Origin of the sequence: Mesorhizobium sp. M7A.F.Ca.US.008.03.1.1 (genome assembly GCF_003997495.1) — a bacterium.
GTDB lineage: Bacteria > Pseudomonadota > Alphaproteobacteria > Rhizobiales > Rhizobiaceae > Mesorhizobium.
Genome location: NZ_RZRU01000008.1, coordinates 204,403 through 219,397 on the forward strand (window position 1 = coordinate 204,403; position 14,995 = coordinate 219,397).

Here is a 14,995-nt window from a genome sequence, read left to right on the forward strand (position 1 = left end):
CAGAGAAGGCGGTGCGACGGGACAGATCCTATTCGCTATTCGCTACTCTCTATTCGCTCTTTCACCCAGGGGAGAAAGACAGATGTACGCAGTCAACTATCACCGCGCCGCCTCGGTCGCCGATGCCGCCAAGCTGATCAAGACCGGCGACGCCAAGCTGCTTTCGGGCGGTATGACGCTGATCCCGGCGATGAAGACGCGGCTTGCCGCGCCGTCCGACCTGGTCGACCTGTCGCGGATCACGGAGCTGCAGGGTGTCAGGGTGTCGGGTAAGACCGTCACCATCGGCGCCGCCACCACGCATCACGCTGTTGCCAATGACGAGAAGCTGAAGAAGGCCTGTCCGGCGCTTTCCCATCTGGCATCGCTGATCGGTGATCCGGCGGTGCGCCACAAGGGGACGATCGGCGGTTCGATCGCCAACAACGACCCGGCGGCCGATTATCCGGCGGCGCTGCTGGCGTTGGGCGCCACCATCATCACCAACAAGCGCGAGATCGCTGCCGACAAGTTCTTCAAGGGCCTGTTCGAAACGTCGTTGAAGGATGGCGAGATCGTCACCGCCGTCACCTTCACCGCGCCGGCCAAGGCGGCCTATGAGAAATTCCGCAATCCGGCATCGCGCTACGCCATCGTCGGTGTGTTCGTGGCCAAGGGCAAGGATGGCGTCAGCGTCGCCGTCACCGGCGCCGGCGACGACGGCGTTTTTCGTTCGAAGGAGATCGAAGCAGCATTGGCCGGGAATTTCACGACCTCGGCACTCGACGGCGTGAAAGTGCCGGCCAAGAATTTGATGACCGACATCCACGCCTCGGCCGATTACCGCGCCAATCTGATCGCGGTGATGGCCAAGCGCGCGGTGGCTGCCGCCAACGCCTGATACGCTCAGTTGTGGACAGGGAGAAGGGGCCAATGCGGCCCCTTTTCGTGTGCGGAAACCCGCAATTGTCCGGTTCCTGATGGAATCGCCGCCGCGCGCCAATCCTTTGTTTGAAGCAGATCCGGGCGTTGCTTTCCTGGAACCGCACCGGCGGCAACCTCGCACTTGCACAAATCCATATTGCACTGCAATATGGATTTGGGGCGGGAATGCGAGCTGGGTTCGGAATATACCGTCGTACCCTTCGCATACCTATTGCGAGAGGATCGGCATGACCGACATTTCCGCGACGCATGTCGTTCCGTCCCGATCCGCCGCCATCAGATCAACCAGAACAAGACTGGCCTATCTCGACGGCTGGCGCGGGCTTTCGATCGCGCTGGTGCTGATCGGCCATTTCTTTCCCGTCCCCGGAATCAATCTTGGCGTGCTGGGCGTCGAATTCTTCTTCGTGCTCAGCGGCCGGCTGATGGGCGAGATCCTGTTCATCGAACGCTACCCGCTGAAAAAATTCTTCAAACGCCGCTTCTCCCGCATCTATCCGGCTCTTCTGGTATTCGTAGTCGTCGCGATGATTGCGCTGTCCGGCACATTCATCGCCTTCAAATGGAAGGCGGCGCTGACGGCGCTGACATTCACCTACAATTATGCCGGCATTCTCGTGACGCGGGCGGGGGCGCTCGACCATATCTGGTCGCTCTGCATCGAGGAGCACGCCTACATCATCCTGGCGCTGATCAGCGTCATCGTCTCAAGCCGCTCTCGCGTGGTCGTGCTGCTCCTGGCGCTGGCCTTGCTGGCCATGGCCAACGGCGCGGTTTCGTACTGGGTCTTCGGGATGGACTACGAAACCACCTATTGGCGCACCGACGTGCACATCGCGTCGATCCTGCTGTCGGCTTCGATCTGCCTGCTCAAGGCCGATGGGAGGCTGCCGGCGTTTTTGAGAGGCAAGCATGTAGCCCTGGTGGCAACGTTCTGTGCCGTTGTCCTGTTCCTGGATCAGGTGTCGACGCCGATCCACTATCTCTTCGCGGTGCCGCTGCTGGCTCTGGCCGTCAACGCACTCGATTTCAGCCCGCGGTATTTTTCCGGATTGCTGTCCTCCTGGCCGATGGCGACGCTGGGGCTGTGGTCGTATTCGCTCTATCTGTGGCAACAGCCGTTTTACAAATTCGTCTATGAGCAAGGCAGCGCGCCGATCCCGATGCTCGCCGGCGTCTTCGTCTGCGCGCTGTGCAGCTATTACCTCATCGAGCGCCCGGCGCGCGAATGGCTCAACCGCAACTGGTGATGAATAGAGGGCGGTCTTGCGGCGCTCGCCTTCTATGCCTGCGATGACCTGACGTAATAGCGCACCGCTTTCTTGCCGCCATGGATGACGGCATCGCCGGCCTCAGTGAAGCCAAGGGCTGCGTGAAAGGCATCCGAGGCGGGGTTTGGCGGGTCGGTGTTGACCTCGCAGGTGACCAGCGTGTGGCCGGCGCGCGCGACATGGTCGAACAGGTCCTCATAAAGCTGGCGGGCATGGCCTCGGCCGCGCGCACGTGCCGCCACGACCACCCGGTCGACATAGACGAAGCGCTCATAGCGCTCGCGGAACCACAGGAAATTCGGGCTGTCGTAGTGGGCGTCCTGGTCGAAGGTCATGATGAAGGCTTCGAGATCGCCGATGCGCCTGGTGTAAAACGCTTCGCCAAGCAGGAAGGACAGCCGCTCAGCCTCCAGCCACGACAGTTCTGCGGCATGCTCGTTGTTGAGCGCCAGGATCGCCGCTTCGTCTGCGGCCGATACACGGGCTATCGGGGCAGGGGTCGAGATCATGCCTTGGCTGCCGCGATCGTTGCCGCCACCAGCGGTGTGTCGGTGAGCGTGTTGCGGTACTCGCGATCGAGATCGGAGCCACCCATGCCGACATGGGGATTGCGGTAGTCCATGGCACTCGGCACATCCTTGAGGGCGGCAAAATGCATTTCGGACAGGCCGGTTTTGCTGCGCACTTCGGCGATGTTGTGCAAATCCAGGCCGCCGCAGCCGAGGATGACGATGCGGTCGCCGGCCTGCCGCACCAGATCCGCCAACAGCGGCAAGCCTTCGATGGCAGTGTCACGCTGGCCGCTGGTCAGCACGCGGCCGACCTTGCTGCGGATCAGCGATTCGAGCGCCTCGGCCGGGTCGCGCGTCATGTCGAAGGCGCGATGGCAGGTGACATTCAAGGGGCCAGCCGCCTGCGTCAGTTCGCTCATGCGCGCCTCGTCCATGGTGCCATCGGCGTTCAGGCAGCCAAACACCACGCCGGGCACGCCGAGTTCGCGCAGTGCCGAGACATCGGCCAGCATCGAGGCGTATTCCGTCTCACTGTAGAGAAAATCGCCGCCGCGCGGCCGCACCATGACGTGAAACGGCACGCTTGCCTGCTCGATGGCGGCGCGGACCGTGCCGAGACTCGGCGTGATGCCGCCTTCGATAAGGCTGGCGCATAGTTCGACCCGGTCGGCGCCGGCGGCTTGCGCCGCGAGAAGGCCGTCAATGCCTTCGACACAGATTTCGATCAGCGGCAGGCGGAGAGCTTTGGTCAAGGGGCGATCCAGTCCATGGTTTCTCAGCCAGCCCTACCACCGGGCCGGTTGCTGCGAAAGCGCGAACAGCCTTCCACCTTCGGGCACAGACTTGGCGGTTATTGACGCAATTCCGTATTCTTGGCGCCTTGCTCGACCTGATCGATCACCAGGAGCTTCACCTCGATATCACCGATATTGGTGGCCTGATGCCACTGGCCGATCATTTCGATGATGAAATCGCCAGCCTTGTAGGTGTTGCTGTTGCCGGTCTCCACATTGGTGACCTTCAGCGTGCCGGCCTGGACATAGGCATAGCGCGGAAAGGGGTGCCTGTGGACAGGCAAGGTCGCGCCCGGCGCGATGTCGTAGGTCGAGACCAGCACCTGCACGTTCTTCTGCGGCAGCGTGATCGGCTGGCCGGACGCGGTCGTCGTGCGCGACGCAAGAGGGGTCACGACGACAGGCGTGCCGCTGCTGTCCAGCGCGTGGACCGGGTTCGCGGAAAAGGCCGCCGCCAGCAGCAGTCCGGACGTCAAAATTTTTCGCATGATTCGCTCCACCCCTAGCGTCAACATCGCGCAGTGGCCACCAGCACGCAAGGCAGCGCCTTGGCAAGCTCGCTGGATCTGCCTGCCGGCCAAAAAAATTTAGACGTCCCTCTTGACGGAAAAAAACACGATTACCAGATCGTTTTCCGTCGAGGCTTCGGCTCGACATATTGGCGTCGCGGCGACGCTGCGACGGCCTCGTAACCCATGTTGCTCACGGAGGATATGGCTATGAGAAGCTCTGATTATACCCCTCTTTACCGCACGACGGTCGGCTTCGACCGTCTCTTCGATATGCTCGAAAAAAGCGTGCGCTCTGACTGGCCTCCCTACAATATCGAGAAGATTGGCGAGAACGACTATCGCATTACGATGGCTATCGCCGGCTTCGCGCTCGATGAGGTCGAACTCATGCAGAACGGCCCCGAATTGTCTGTCATCGGCCAAAGGAAACCCGATCAGGAAAATCGGGAGGTCCTTCATCGCGGCTTGGCGACGGGCAACTTCAAGCAGGTGTTCAAACTTGCCGACCACGTAAAGGTCAAGGTGGCCAACCTCGAGAATGGCTTGCTGTCGGTGGACCTGATCCGCGAAGTGCCCGAGGAACTCAAGCCTCGGCGCATAGAGATAGGGTCCGAAGCCAAAGCGGTTTCGCTCGAGCAATCCGACAAGAAGCAGTCGGTCGATTGGCATGCGGAGCCTCAACGCGAGGTCGCCTGATTCCCTGAAACCTAAATCTACGGTCCGCCTCCCGGTTCTGCCGGGAGGCACAGATCGCGGAGAATGGAGATGAGAACCGAAGCTCACAGTTTTCACCAACCCGAACCGAAAAATTCTGCCGCGGAACCCGCTGGGTTGCGGACACCGGATGATGTTCTGAGCGAGGAGACGATGACGGTCGGCGCAAAGCGGGCTTTGCTCGCTTTCTGGGCTTCCGACATTCATGCGGTTCCTGACAATCCCGCGTTGCGGCAATTGGACAACGGCGCGATCGTGGAAGTCAGCGAGATACTTCGCGCCCTCCGCTTCCTGGACGAATCCGGGCGGGAATCGCGTATTTCAAAGGTGCCGGGCACCGTCAGCCTGTCTTTCGACCGGCGCCGCAGGAAGAGCCGCCTCGGTTGGATGCGGCACCCCTGGCGAGATGACGACGATGATCCGCCGCCAATCCCGGCCTTTGCAACGGTGCCGCCCGGGCGTGGAGGTGGCGGCATATTGGCCGAACCGGAGCATGCAATCGCATGATGACCGAACCAGCAACAACCCACCGTGCAGAATGGAGGATTACATGAGCGACAGGACGTTCGACCGACCGGTCCTGGTTAAGAATGGCGAGTTCATTCAAGAAATAGGGTGCCTCGACGACGCCTTCGACTTCTTCGACGAGTGGCCAAGGGAAAGGCGGGGTCCGATTTTCGAAACGGCCTTTCGAGCCTGCCAGCGTGCTTACAACGGCCAGGTTCCGATGACGGTGGCGCGCGATGCGGTGGCCGGCTTCGCAAGATCCGTCAGAATCTTGCAGGACCCGCTTGCTCAATTCCCTTGGATGGACGGCACAAAGTCAGGTCACGGTGGGGTAACCGCTTAGCCTTGATGAGGGGCGGCGCTATCGGAGTGGCCCGGCTGCATGGCTGCCGTTTTCGCATCGCTACAAGGTGAGCTGCCCTACCAGCTCACCTTTGGCGGGGCTCGGTCGTTTGTTCGAGCCCTCCGAGTGTGGGTTTTGGGCTGGCAAGGTCAGCCTCGCAACAGTCAACGCTAATATAATGTTCGAAGCGTCACCATAGGAGGTTCAATGGTTTTTGTGATTGTAAGTCAACACGCGCATGTGCCGGAAAAACAAACGGCAGTGGGGAAGCCGCAAACCGGCGAAGGATTTTCGCCGGGCCGCAGCGCGGACGCCGTGGGACATCTGGCCAAAATCATGGTTGCCGCAGGCGGCGATATGGACGCCGGTGCGCAAGGCCGCGCGGCATCCAAGATCGCCAGGATGGACATCACGGTTTTGACCCCGCCACCCGCAGAAACACCAACTGAGTAAGATATTCTCGTTCGGGCGCGTCCGCGCCGCCATCGGCGGCATGTGCCGCTCTCGTAGATTACGCCACGGCTCTAAGCGGAGGCTCCGCCATCGTCCCCAAGCCGTCGCATTCCGTGCAGGCGCTCGTCTTTCCGGGGCAGCCACCGCGATGGGTTCCCTGCGGGCAGCAGTGCCCGTTTGAGGCATGCCATTTGGAGCAGTCGAAAACCCTGCCGCTGCCGTGACAGCGCAGGCATTCTATATTCGATGAGATTATTACCAATTCTTGCCCAACCCAAACGCACTCGCCCGACGCCGCAAGTAGCAGGAATCATTGCGCTTTCAAGCACATTGCCCTGACTTAAATTGGGGAGATCGACGGATAGGCGGCATCGACGGCGAACTATCGTTGCGCCGTAATTACGTTCCTCGTGAAAACCTTGCTCGCCACAACCCGCGTTGGGCATTGGTCGGCACCAGGCTGCGCCGGCTTGTCCCGTTCCTTCTCGGCGGTGACAGCGACTGCGTCATCGGGCTGCGCGTTGGCGGCCTGTGTGGCCGTGGACGCGAAGAGCACCGTCTGAGTGATGAGAGCCGAAAACGCGGCAACCTGAACCAGCACGGCGGCGAGGGCGATCTTCTTGAGCATGCGATAAAACGCTCTTCGATGTTCCCGGTTCCCCACGCATTCAGGTTTTCGGCTTGCCACGGGAACAAGGGACCAGCAGTGCGGTTAACTCGATTATGCCGAGCAAGATCAAAGAACCGCCATCGAAGCCCGAACCGGAGAAGGTACCTATCCGACGTCGGGACAAGGAAGCCCCGCCAGAGCTTGAACATGTCGACCCGCCGCCGCGAGACGTGCGAGAGGCACCGGCACCCAATCCGAACGGCGACAAGAAGGGGGCGCCCTTGGACGTTAATGCATGCCCATAATGCGGGGCAGGTGGCACGCATCCGATGCGGCCATTGCAACATCAAACGCTTCTACAAGCCCTTGGAACTGAGAGACATCCGCGAAAAGTAATCGAGTGCGCGAGTGCCTTCGGCCGTTTCATGCAGGCCGCACTGCCGAAGCAAGGCGCCAATCACCTGGTATGGCTGGCCGGACTTAATTCCAGATCCTCGATTCGCTGGAGCAGCGCGGCTACTGCGATAGTGGCTGCGAGCTAATTTCAATGAATGCCGATAAAGACGGCAAGGCCCACGTTGCGCGGCGCCAGAATGGGAAAATGGTTAGGAAAGCCCGCAAGTCGTGTGGCGATTCCTGGCAATTTCAATTGGTTATGAGCAGAAATTGGCTCCCCGGGCCGGATTCGAACCAGCGACCAACCGGTTAACAGCCGGTTGCTCTACCACTGAGCTACCGGGGAACGGGGGCTCTTATGTGAGTGGCGCAGCCTATAGCTGCCCTTTTCGGCTTTGCAAAGGAGCTTTTCACATTTTTCCGAGGCTTTTTCGCGCAGGCGTTTCTCGCAATCGCTGACGGATGCCCTCATATTAGCCGTCTTGGCAGGCGTATGGAACCGAAAGCGCGGCGGCGGCTTTGGTTCCAGTATGCTTGCGAACAATCAAACGGGTCAGTTTTTCGAGACGATGACAGCACAAGACAACCAGATGCCGGCGCGGAAAATCTCGGTTTTCGGGCGTGAGTTCAAGATGCCGCGCTCGCGCTGGCTCAGAATCACCATCGGTGTCCTGCTGACAATCGGCGGCATCCTCGGTTTCCTGCCGATCCTCGGCTTCTGGATGGTTCCGCTCGGATTGCTGGTGCTGTCCTATGAGTTCGCCATGGTTCGCCGTCACCGGCGCCGCTTTGTCGTCTGGTGGGAACGGCGTCGCCGGCCCGATTGACCACCGAGAGCGCAAGGTGGCGTTTCGGCGGGCGGCGTGCTCTTCCAGAGCCTCACGGGCCTGCTTGAGAATCGCTGCGGCTGAGGCAAGCCTTGCCCTGTCGTGCGGCGACAGGCTGCCCGCGCCTTCGATCGACAGGCGTCGATGGCGGAGTGCAGAAGCTCTCCGCATTGTGGCAGGGACAGGCGGACGAGGCACTCGTGTTTGCTGCCATTGTCCGGCGCATGGGTCTTCCTCCTGCCATGTCCAACGCAGGGGCCGCCGATGAGTTTCTTCTCCCGGCGGGCTACCTTTGATTGTCCGCTAATGGAGCGGTCAGGCCGGTCCGCTGATTCGCCGGATGCCGTCCGGACTGACGCGAGGAAACCGTTCGGAATGCACGGTGGCCGCTTGACGGCATTTTCGCCGCAACCTATTGGAACCGGGTGGAACGCCGGGAGCAATGAGGCCTCGTGGCGGAGTGGTTACGCAGAGGACTGCAAATCCTTGCACCCCGGTTCGATTCCGGGCGAGGCCTCCAATGCCCGGGCCCCCGCGCGGCAGCGCAGGGGCCTGAAGTTCCTGACACAATGGACCGCGGTTCTGGCGCGGCAAGCGGACTGGTTGGGACATGAGCGCTGATTTCTCCGAACTACGCGTCAAGATGGTCGACGGCCAGGTCCGCACCACCGATGTGACCAGCGCCCCGCTGCTCGATGCAATGCTTGTCGTCCCAAGAGAGATGTTTGTCGGCGCCGCCCAGCGCGATCTCGCCTATATCGACGAGGACATTCGCATTGCCGCCGGCGCGGACGGCGCGCGCTACCTGATGGAAGCGTCGCCGTTGGCCAAGCTTATCCAACTGGCCGAGATCAACCCGACCGATTCGGCGCTGGATGTCGGCTGCGGAACGGGCTACGCCTCGGCCATCCTGTCGCGGCTCGCCGGGTCCGTGGTGGCGCTTGAAAGTGATTCGGCGCTGGCGGAAACCGCCAGGTCGACGCTTTCGTCGCTGGGCTGCGGCAATGTGACCGTCGTTCAGGGCGCATTGCCGCAGGGGCATGCCGCCCAGGCGCCTTATGATGTCATCTTTGTCGGCGGCAGCGTCGCGGAAGTGCCGGTGACGCTGCTGGACCAGCTCGCCGAAGGCGGCCGCCTTGTCGCCGTCGAAGGGCAGGGCAATTCCGGCGTGGCTCGTCTCTTTTTCAAGGCCGGGGGGGTTGTAACCGGAAGACGTGCATTTAATGCGGCAATTAAGCCACTACCGGGGTTTGAACGCATTCGTGCATTCGAATTCTGAATGATTTGGCCTTGCAGGAGAGGCTTTGTCATGGTCGCTTGCATTTGAACGATCGCTGCTGATGCCAAACTGGGGGCACTTTGGGGGTGAGCAGCAGGGAACATCGAACACGCGGCGCCGGCTGATCAATGAGAGAAGCAGGCGCGGCGCGGTTCCCATGGAAAACGAATGAGGGTTTAACCGTGCCGTCTTTACGCAAGTCACTTTTCACCGCCGTCCTCGTTTCGGCGACCATGCTGTCCCCATTGGCCGCTTCGGCCGAAAGCATCTCCGGCGCGCTCGCAAAGGCCTATCAGTACAATTCTTCGCTGAATGCATCCCGCGCGGGCGTTCGCGTCACCGACGAGGGTGTCGCCATCGCCAAGTCGGGCTACCGCCCGATTGTCACCGGCTCGGCGGATATTGATTATTCGAGCAGCCATCTCAACGGCACCAACTCAAGCGTGCGGCTGACCACCGGTAATTTTGGTGTCCAGATAAACCAGATGCTGTTCGATGGCTTTCAGACCAGGAACAACGTTGCTGCCGCCGAAGCGCAGGTCCGCGCTTCCGTCGAAAGCCTGCGCAACACCGAAGAGGGCATCCTGTTCAGTGCGGCCCAAGCCTACATGAACGTGATTCGCGACCGCCAGGTCGCTGTGCTGACCGAGCAGAACCTGCAGTTCCTGACCGAAACGGCGCGCGCGGCGCGTTCGCGTTTCGAAGTTGGCGAAGGCACGCGCACTGATGTCGCCCAGGCCGACGCTTCACGCGCCGCCGCCGTGGCGTCGCTGAGTGCTGCCCGGGCGCAGGCGCTGGCAAGTGCGGCGCTATATCGCCAGATCGTTGGTGACGAGCCGGGCAAGCTCAAAGGCGCTTCGCCGGTGGCAAAGCTGTTGCCGTCGAGCCTCGCCGCCGCTGTCGGGGTGGCCTCGAACGAGCATCCGGCCATCCTTGCCACGCAGCATCTGGTCGACGCCGCGGCGTTTTCGGTGAAGTCGGCCGAAGGCGCGCTGCTGCCGCAGCTGTCGGCTTCCGCCGGCGTTTCGAGCGCCTATCGCAATACCTCGCCTTTGCCGGGCGTCGGTTCGCAGGATGGCACGACCAATTCGGCCAGTGTCGGGGCAACGCTGACCATCCCGATCTATTCGGGTGGCCGCACCTCGGCGATCGTGCGCCAGGACAAGGAATCGCTCAGCCAGGCCCGCATCCAGGTCGACGTCAGCCGCGACCAGGTGCGCCAGGCCGTCACCGCCGCCTGGACCGAGTATACCGCCGCGCAGCAGCAGCTGACGGCCAACAGGCAGGTGATCGAGGCCGCGAAGCTGGCACTGAACGGTGTCATCGAAGAGCGCAATGTCGGTCAGCGCACCACGCTCGACGTCCTCAACGCGCAGGCGACGGTCATCACCGCCCAGATCAACCAGGCCGGTTACGAACATGATGTGGTGGTGGCGAGCTACGCCATCCTGCAGGCGACCGGCCGTCTGTCCGTCGACCGCCTTGGCTTGCAGGTAGCGAAATACAAGCCCGAAGAGCACTACAACGCGGTCAAGGACAAGTGGTACGGCCTGCGCACGCCGGACGGCCGCTGAGGCGTCGGCCAGGACTGGCCGTGTTGCTCGTTTGAGCAGGATCTTTCGCACTGCGGCTCTCGAGTTCAGATCGCGCTAATCTGTTGAAATCCCACAAGTCCCCAGATTGGGGATTCTCGTGCGGCGATCCGTCGGTTACGCTGTCGCCATGATTCGATCCGGCTCTGCCGGAGCGGAAAACCCAACAGGGGTCACAAGGGCGGCGGATGTGACGATGGCAACGGCAAGCAGCGCACAGCGCGAACCTTCCATGGAAGAGATACTGGCTTCCATCAGGCGGATCATTGAGGACAGCGACGGCGGCCGCAAGCAGCCGGGCGACGCCGATGAGCTCAGCCAGGATCTGGAGCGCGCGTCGAGCGCCTATGCGACCCCCGATGTGGAAGCATTCCGTGCCGACCTGCATGCTGCCCCCGAGGTCAGGAAGCCGGTCACGCTGGCGGAAGTCCAGGCACAGTTGCCGGCGGCCGAGCCGGTGATTGCGCGCATGGAAACGCCGGTACGCCCCGATCCCGCCTCGGCAAGGCCATCGATGACACTCGCCGAGGTCAGCGCCCGCGTTGCAGCCGAGCCGGCTGCGGTCGACGCACCAGCATCGCGTCCTGTTCCTGCTGCCGACGTCGCCGACTGGCGGCGCGAGATCGCCGCGGTTGGCGAGCAGGCGAGGGCGGCGGTGCCGGACAGGGGCGAGGCCCCCAAGGCGGTTGCCCAGCCGCCGGTGGACAATCTCGGGGACGAGCCGGCCGCGGAACCGGTCGTCGAGCCGCCTCGTCCGGATGCAAGCGTGGTGCGGCCGGTGGCGGCCAGCGACGCGCCGCGTCCGGCGATCGTTTCCGAGCACACCGGCCGGCAGGTCGCCGCCGCCTTTGGCGAGCTTTCCGACGCGTTTGCCAGCCGCAGCAAGAAGACATTCGACGAGATGGCCGAAGAGATGCTGCGGCCGATGCTGCAGGATTGGCTCGACAACAATCTGCCGACACTGGTCGAAAGACTGGTGCGCGAGGAGATCGAGCGCGTGGCGCGCGGGGCGCAGTAGTTCTCCATACCCATCGCCCAGGAGAAACGGCGCCTTCGTGGCGCCGTTTCTTTTGGTGAAGTCGTTTGTTGGCAGGACGACGGATCGCTTTCCGTTGAAATGACCAAGGTCGCGCCTATCTGGTTGTGAGGGTCCGAGACAGCCCTTGCGGTTGACTTGGCCAAAACCTTCCGATTTACACCGGACCAGCAAAACTCCCGACAGCGCGGACCATTTTCCCATGCTTGAAAAGACCTACGACGCCAAAACCGTCGAGCCGAAGATCGCCAAAGTCTGGGAAGAGGCCGACGCGTTTCGCGCCGGTGCCGGGGCCGAGGAGGGGGCGGAAGCCTTCGCGATCGTCATCCCGCCGCCGAATGTCACCGGCTCGCTGCATATGGGCCACGCGCTCAACAACACGCTGCAGGATATATTGGTGCGCTTCGAGCGCATGCGCGGCAAGAATGTCCTGTGGCAGCCGGGCATGGACCATGCCGGTATTGCCACGCAGATGGTGGTCGAGCGGCAGCTGATGGAAAAGCAGATCCATCGCCGCGACCTGACCCGCGAACAGTTCATCGAGAAAGTGTGGGAGTGGAAGGCCGAATCCGGCGGCGCGATCTTCAACCAGTTGAAGCGGCTCGGCGCCTCGGCCGACTGGTCACGCGAACGCTTCACCATGGACGAAGGCCTGTCCAAGGCCGTGCTCGAAGTGTTCGTCACGCTCTACAAGGAAGGGCTGATCTACAAGGACAAGCGCCTTGTGAACTGGGACCCCAAGCTGCTCACCGCGATCTCCGATCTCGAGGTCGAGCAGCAGGAGGTCAACGGCAATCTCTGGCACTTCCGCTATCCCATCGAGGGCGAAACCTTCGACCCGGAGAACCCGAAAACCTTCATCACCGTGGCGACGACTCGTCCCGAGACGATGCTGGGCGATACCGCCGTCGCCGTGCACCCCGACGACGAGCGCTTCCGGCATCTGGTCGGCAAGAACATCGTCCTGCCGATCGTTGGCCGCAGGATTCCCGTGGTGGCGGACGAGTATTCCGATCCGGAAAAGGGTTCGGGCGCGGTCAAGATCACGCCGGCGCACGATTTCAACGACTTCGAGGTCGGCAAGCGCCACAAGCTGCCGGCGATCAATATCCTGACCACGGAGGCGGCAGTAAGCCTCAGGGATAATGAGGATTTCCTTGCCGGCATCGAGGTGACGCCGGAGCGCCAGCTTGTCTGGGACGAGCTCGACGGCCTCGATCGCTTCGTCGCGCGCAAGAAGATCGTCGAGTTGATGGAAGAGGGCGGCTTCCTCGAAAAGGTCGAGCCGCATCGCCACGCCGTGCCGCATGGCGATCGCGGAGGCGTGCCGATCGAGCCGTTCCTGACCGAGCAATGGTATGCCAATGCGGCGGAACTGGCCAAGCCGGCAATCGCTTCAGTGCGCGAAGGACGCACGAACTTCGTGCCGAAGAACTGGGAAAAGACCTATTTCGACTGGATGGAGAACATCCAGCCCTGGTGCATCTCGCGCCAGCTCTGGTGGGGTCATCAGATTCCGGCCTGGTACGGGCCGGACGGGCGCGTCTTCGTCGAGAAGACCGAGGAAGAGGCGCTGAGCGCTGCGATCGAATTCTATCTGGCGCTGGAAGGACCGTGGAAGGCCTGGGTCGAGGACAAGCTGGAGAACTTCAAGCCGGGCGAGATCCTGACCCGTGACGAGGACGTGCTGGACACCTGGTTCTCGTCGGCGCTGTGGCCGTTCTCGACGCTGGGTTGGCCGGATGAGACGCCCGAGCTGAAGACCTATTACCAGACCGACGTGCTGGTGACCGGCTTCGACATCATCTTCTTTTGGGTCGCCCGCATGATGATGATGGGCCTGCACTTCATGGACGAGGAGCCGTTCCACACCGTCTATGTCCATGCGCTGGTGCGTGACAAGAACGGGCAGAAGATGTCGAAGTCGAAAGGCAACGTCATCGATCCGCTCGATCTCATCGACGAATACGGGGCCGATGCACTGCGCTTCACGCTGACGGTGATGGCGGCGCAGGGCCGCGACGTGAAGCTCGACCCGGCGCGCATCGCCGGCTATCGCAATTTCGGCACCAAGCTGTGGAACGCCACGCGCTTTGCCGAGATGAACGAGGTGGCGCGCAATGATGATTTCTGGCTGAACGACGCCAAGCTGGCGGTCAACCGCTGGATCCTCACCGAGCTGACACGGGCGGCGCGCGAGATCACCGACGGCATTACCTCATACCGCTTCAACGAGGCGGCGGGCGCTGCCTACCGCTTCGTCTGGAACCTGTTCTGCGACTGGTACCTGGAACTGCTGAAGCCGGTGTTCATGGGCACCGACGAGGCGGCCAAGGCCGAAAGCCGAGCCTGCGTCGCCTTCGTGCTCGACGAGATCTACAAGCTGCTGCATCCGATGATGCCGTTCATGACCGAGGAACTGTGGGCGCAGACCGCTGGCGAAGGCAAGCAACGCCCTTCGCTGCTGTGCCATGCCGCGTGGCCGTCGCCGGATTTCGAAGACGCCGAGGCCGCAGCAGACATCAATTGGCTGGTCGACCTCGTCTCCGGCATCCGCTCGGTGCGTTCGGAGATGAACGTGCCGCCGGCAGCCATTGCACCGCTCGTCGTGGTGGGCGCCAACGATGTGACACGCGAGCGCCTCGTTCGCGAGGATTCGGCGATCAAGCGGCTGGCGCGGGTCGGCGACATCTCGCTTGCCGATGTCGCGCCCAAGGGTTCGGCGCAGATCGTGCTCAACGAGGCGACGATCTGCCTGCCGCTTGGCAGCCTGATCGACCTCGCCGCCGAGGCTGCACGGCTGCAGAAGGAGCTGGCCAAGGTGACCGAAGAGATCGCGCGCCTGCACAAGAAGCTGTCGAACGAAAGGTTCGTCGCCAGCGCGCCGGCCGAGATCGTCGATGCCGAGCGTGAAAAGCTCGCCGAATACCGCGATGCGCAGGACAAGCTGTCGGTCGCGTTGGTCAGGGTTCGCGACGCCGGCTGAGGGTAGATTCGCGAGACTTTAGCCCTCTCTAAATTGCTGGTTTTCCGCCTTGAAAATCAGCATTCCGCTGCGTTAATGTTGACGTAAACGGAAGTTTTAGCCCCATTGTTGCCATAATGTAACAATGGGGCTCCCGGAGCTTAAAAAACGCTGTTTTCGAACCTTTTTGGACGGGTTTGCTCTGTTTTTGATAGCGGATCCGCCATCATGGACCGTTTTTCGACCTTGCCGCATACCGT

15 protein-coding genes and 2 tRNA genes are annotated in these 14,995 nt (G+C 61.9%); 12 read left to right on the plus strand and 5 right to left on the minus strand.

Features of this window, described 5'->3' with window-relative positions; genetic code table 11:
• The first annotated feature begins 82 nt into the window (after positions 1 to 82).
• Together EOA16_RS13690 and EOA16_RS13695 are read left to right on the plus strand one after the other, a co-directional pair.
• On the plus strand, positions 83 to 880 hold the full coding sequence (locus EOA16_RS13690; RefSeq protein WP_127258674.1) for a xanthine dehydrogenase family protein subunit M: 798 nt from the start codon (positions 83 to 85) through the stop codon (positions 878 to 880).
• 271 nt (positions 881 to 1,151) lie between these two features.
• The gene (locus EOA16_RS13695) at positions 1,152 to 2,174 is read left to right on the plus strand and encodes an acyltransferase (RefSeq protein WP_127258676.1); all 1,023 of its coding nucleotides are present in this window, start codon (positions 1,152 to 1,154) and stop codon (positions 2,172 to 2,174) included.
• A 32-nt stretch (positions 2,175 to 2,206) separates the two neighbouring features.
• Here EOA16_RS13695 and EOA16_RS13700 read toward each other — a convergent pair whose 3' ends face one another.
• From EOA16_RS13700 to EOA16_RS13710, 3 genes are all read right to left on the minus strand, one after another.
• Positions 2,207 to 2,704, minus strand: coding sequence for a GNAT family N-acetyltransferase (locus tag EOA16_RS13700; protein WP_127258678.1), 498 nt, complete (start codon positions 2,702 to 2,704; stop codon positions 2,207 to 2,209).
• Positions 2,701 to 3,459 (minus strand): copper homeostasis protein CutC, encoded by a 759-nt coding sequence (locus tag EOA16_RS13705; RefSeq protein WP_245455919.1) that lies wholly within the window; start codon positions 3,457 to 3,459, stop codon positions 2,701 to 2,703. Before EOA16_RS13705 ends, EOA16_RS13700 begins: the two co-directional genes overlap by 4 nt.
• A gap of 98 nt (positions 3,460 to 3,557) precedes the next feature.
• Complete coding sequence (locus EOA16_RS13710) at positions 3,558 to 3,989, minus strand: cupin domain-containing protein (protein ID WP_127258680.1); 432 nt, start codon at positions 3,987 to 3,989, stop codon at positions 3,558 to 3,560.
• 231 nt (positions 3,990 to 4,220) lie between these two features.
• On the opposite strand from EOA16_RS13710, the gene EOA16_RS13715 reads away from it, so the two are divergent.
• The 4 genes from EOA16_RS13715 (at position 4,221) to EOA16_RS13730 (ending at position 6,030) form a co-directional block, all read left to right on the plus strand.
• The gene (locus tag EOA16_RS13715; RefSeq protein WP_127258831.1) at positions 4,221 to 4,709 is read left to right on the plus strand and encodes an Hsp20 family protein; all 489 of its coding nucleotides are present in this window, start codon (positions 4,221 to 4,223) and stop codon (positions 4,707 to 4,709) included.
• Positions 4,710 to 4,778: 69 nt separating this feature from the next.
• A complete protein-coding gene (locus tag EOA16_RS13720) occupies positions 4,779 to 5,234 on the plus strand; it encodes a hypothetical protein (protein ID WP_127258682.1) in 456 nt (151 codons plus the stop codon).
• A gap of 43 nt (positions 5,235 to 5,277) precedes the next feature.
• Complete coding sequence (locus EOA16_RS13725) at positions 5,278 to 5,577, plus strand: DUF982 domain-containing protein (RefSeq protein ID WP_127258684.1); 300 nt, start codon at positions 5,278 to 5,280, stop codon at positions 5,575 to 5,577.
• A 207-nt stretch (positions 5,578 to 5,784) separates the two neighbouring features.
• A complete protein-coding gene (locus EOA16_RS13730) occupies positions 5,785 to 6,030 on the plus strand; it encodes a hypothetical protein (RefSeq protein ID WP_127258686.1) in 246 nt (81 codons plus the stop codon).
• Between the two features lie 382 nt (positions 6,031 to 6,412).
• Here EOA16_RS13730 and EOA16_RS13735 read toward each other — a convergent pair whose 3' ends face one another.
• Together EOA16_RS13735 and EOA16_RS13740 are read right to left on the minus strand one after the other, a co-directional pair.
• Positions 6,413 to 6,658, minus strand: a complete 246-nt coding sequence (locus EOA16_RS13735; protein WP_127258688.1) for a hypothetical protein — start codon at positions 6,656 to 6,658, stop codon at positions 6,413 to 6,415.
• A gap of 649 nt (positions 6,659 to 7,307) precedes the next feature.
• Positions 7,308 to 7,382 (minus strand) — tRNA-Asn (locus tag EOA16_RS13740).
• 223 nt (positions 7,383 to 7,605) lie between these two features.
• On the opposite strand from EOA16_RS13740, the gene EOA16_RS13745 reads away from it, so the two are divergent.
• From EOA16_RS13745 to EOA16_RS13770, 6 genes are all read left to right on the plus strand, one after another.
• On the plus strand, positions 7,606 to 7,863 hold the full coding sequence (locus EOA16_RS13745) for a hypothetical protein (RefSeq protein WP_127258690.1): 258 nt from the start codon (positions 7,606 to 7,608) through the stop codon (positions 7,861 to 7,863).
• Positions 7,864 to 8,309: 446 nt separating this feature from the next.
• Positions 8,310 to 8,383: transfer RNA gene (locus tag EOA16_RS13750), tRNA-Cys, on the plus strand.
• A 90-nt stretch (positions 8,384 to 8,473) separates the two neighbouring features.
• Positions 8,474 to 9,142, plus strand: coding sequence for a protein-L-isoaspartate O-methyltransferase (locus EOA16_RS13755; protein ID WP_127258692.1), 669 nt, complete (start codon positions 8,474 to 8,476; stop codon positions 9,140 to 9,142).
• Positions 9,143 to 9,324: 182 nt separating this feature from the next.
• A complete protein-coding gene (locus EOA16_RS13760) occupies positions 9,325 to 10,716 on the plus strand; it encodes a TolC family outer membrane protein (protein ID WP_127258694.1) in 1,392 nt (463 codons plus the stop codon).
• A 214-nt stretch (positions 10,717 to 10,930) separates the two neighbouring features.
• Positions 10,931 to 11,752, plus strand: a complete 822-nt coding sequence (locus EOA16_RS13765; RefSeq protein ID WP_127258696.1) for a PopZ family protein — start codon at positions 10,931 to 10,933, stop codon at positions 11,750 to 11,752.
• Between the two features lie 220 nt (positions 11,753 to 11,972).
• Entirely contained in the window at positions 11,973 to 14,756 is a 2,784-nt protein-coding gene (locus EOA16_RS13770) for a valine--tRNA ligase (RefSeq protein WP_127258698.1), read from the plus strand.
• The last annotated feature ends 239 nt before the right edge of the window (positions 14,757 to 14,995 follow it).